Source organism: Hydrogenophaga sp. (genome assembly GCF_041633695.1).
Classification (GTDB): domain Bacteria; phylum Pseudomonadota; class Gammaproteobacteria; order Burkholderiales; family Burkholderiaceae_C; genus Hydrogenophaga.
On the sequence record NZ_JBFJMY010000512.1, the window covers coordinates 1 to 2,701 of the forward strand.

General features: G+C 62.6%; 2 protein-coding genes. One reads left to right on the forward strand and one right to left on the reverse strand.

From position 1 onward, the window contains the following. The first annotated feature begins 92 nt into the window (after nt 1-92). Nucleotides 93-1,994, forward strand: a complete 1,902-nt coding sequence (locus ABYB95_RS20930) for a sigma-54-dependent Fis family transcriptional regulator (RefSeq protein WP_372661447.1) — start codon at nt 93-95, stop codon at nt 1,992-1,994. A gap of 297 nt (nt 1,995-2,291) precedes the next feature. Here the strand turns inward: ABYB95_RS20930 and ABYB95_RS20935 are convergent. After that, nucleotides 2,292-2,701, reverse strand: a 410-nt coding sequence (locus tag ABYB95_RS20935; RefSeq protein ID WP_372661450.1) for a hypothetical protein, incomplete at its 5' end; no start/stop codon positions are given.

Here is a 2,701-nt window from a genome sequence, read left to right on the forward strand (position 1 = left end):
ACCCGATCGACAAGGGAAAACCCTTGATTGACACCGCCACTGCGCCGCACCATGGTGCAAGCCTGTCCGTTTCGCTTGCGCAGGAGCCGCCCATGTCCACCCTTCAACACCAGCACATCGCAACCGTGATGCAAGTGGCCAGCGATGGCGCGGGCGCGCTGGCCGCGGCTGCGCACGAGCAGGTGATTCGCGATTCGTGGCACCGCTGCGTGCACCAGCACGGGCTCGACCCCACCCGCATGCAAGAGGCCATCATCCTGCCGCAGGCGCGCTTGCGCGAGCACCAGGACGAAATGGAGGCGCTGCTGCAGATCGCGCGCCATGGTCTGGAGGAGCTCTACAACAAGGTGGCCGGGCTGGGTTATGTGGTGCTGCTGACCGACGCGCGCGGGGTCACGGTGGACTTTCTCGGCGACCTTGTGTTTGAACCCAGCCTGCGCAAGGCGGGCCTCTACCTGGGCGCGGACTGGAGCGAGATCAACGCCGGCACCTGCGGCGTGGGCACCTGCATCAGCACCGGCGAAGCGCTCACGGTGCACCTGGACGACCACTTCGACGCCACCCACATTCCGCTCACCTGCACCACCGCGCCGGTGTACGACAGCGCAGGGCAGCTGAGCGCGGTGCTCGACATTTCGCAACTCAGCTCCAGCCAGCCCAAGTCCAGCCAGCATCTGGCCTTGCAGCTGGTGAAGATGGTCGCGCACGACATTGAAAACGCCGCCTTTCTGCACCGCCACCGGCACGACTGGGTGTTGCGCCTCTCGGCCACGCCGCAGTTTCTCGATGTGCAGCCCGACTACCTGCTGGCGCTGGACAACGCCGGCCGCGTGGTCGGCCACAACCGGCGCGCGCAACTGGCGCTGCAGGCCCAGCCGCAACCCTTGCTGGGCACGCCGTTTGAATCTTTGTTTGAAGTGCCGTTCAACCAGATTGGCCGCTTCGTGCTGGCGCAGCCTTCTGACCAGCGCGCGGTGACGCTGGCGGGCGAACGGCGCTTGTTGTTTCTGTCGGCCACACCGCCGCCTTTGCGCCAGGCGGTAGCCGCGCACAGTGCGCGCACGGTGCCCGCGCCGTTGGCGGCCTTGTCGGCGGGCGACGCCGCGCTGGACCGGCAGGTGGAGCGCGTGGCCCGGCTGGTGAACACCCCCATTGGCCTGCTCATCACCGGCGAAACCGGTTCGGGCAAAGAGTATTTCGCCAAGGCCGTGCACAAAAGCAGCGAGCGGCGCAGCCGCCCCTTTGTGGCCGTGAACTGCGCCGCCATTCCGGAAAACCTGATCGAAAGCGAACTCTTCGGCCACTTGCCGGGCAGCTTCTCGGGCGCTTCGCCCAAAGGCAAACGCGGCCTGATCGCCGAGGCCGATGGCGGCACCTTGTTCCTGGACGAAATCGGCGACATGCCGCTGACCCTGCAGGCGCGCTTGCTGCGCGTGTTGTCCGAGCGCGAGGTGCTGCCGGTGGGCGCCACCCGGCCACAGCCGGTGGACATCCGCGTGATCGCCGCCACCCACGCGCCGCTGGAATCGCTGGTGATGGCCGGACGCTTCCGCGACGACCTGTATTACCGCCTCAAGGGCGCCCACATCGAGCTGCCGCCGCTGCGCGAGCGCAGCGACCTCGGCGCCATGATCACGCGGCTGCTCGGCAACCGCTCGCTCACCCCGGCGGCGTTCCAGCGCCTGCTGGCCCACGCCTGGCCGGGCAACCTGCGCGAGTTGCGCAACGTGCTGGATTACGCGGCGAGCATCTGCACCGAAGGCCCCATAGACCTGGACGACCTGCCCGAGCTGCAAGCAAGCCGCCTGCCCGCGCGCAGCACAACATCTGGGCAAGAAGACAGCTTGCAAAGCGACCCCGACGCGCTGCTGCAAGCGCTGCGCGCGGCGCACTGGAACGTGAGCGCGGTGGCGCGGCAATTCGGCCTGGCCCGCATGACGCTTTATCGCCGCATGAAGCGGGCGGGGATCGTGCCGCCGAACCGGATGGGCTGACACGCGCGCCCGTCGCCTTTCCCCATCGCATCTCGCGAGATCTCACGCAAGGCGGACCTGACTGGTGTCCCGGCTGCGGATCGCCATTCATTCATGAACGGGTGAAAGCTTCATTATTCCGCAAGCGGTTTAAAGCTCATTTGCGCAATCAGCGGCGGTCGATGTCGTGCGTGAATGAGCGACGGACGGGTGTCGGCCATGAGCGGTCGGTGGTCAAACAGGAAAGCTGTCGCTCAACGCTGTGCTTTGCGGCTGGTTTGGAGCGTAGCGGAAAACCAGTCCGACAACAGCGCCTTGTTAGCATTTGGCTTTAAACACCATCCCTGGATCTTCAATTAAAATATTCCAAAATGACATTTGCCTCATAGTCTTATCGTTTTCCCAAGGATTCTCGGCATTGAGCTCTTCGAAAGTGACCAACTCTGGCCACCGTGGATTACTATTTGCTTTCTCTAGGTTTTTATCGATAGCCTTAGTTAAACTCTCACCCAAATTAATTTTACTGGAAAATCGAGCGACAAATGTAGAAAGAAGATGTGCGCTGTAAAATATAACGAATTGTTGGTAATACTTATCTAGAGCCGCGGGATCACACTTACTTACATGCACCTTAGGGTCAAACCAGGCCATTCTTAACAAAGTGTTGGGTGAGTAGTGAACGAGTCGGGATGTGGCGTGATATAGAAATTCGTAGAGCAATAACATTC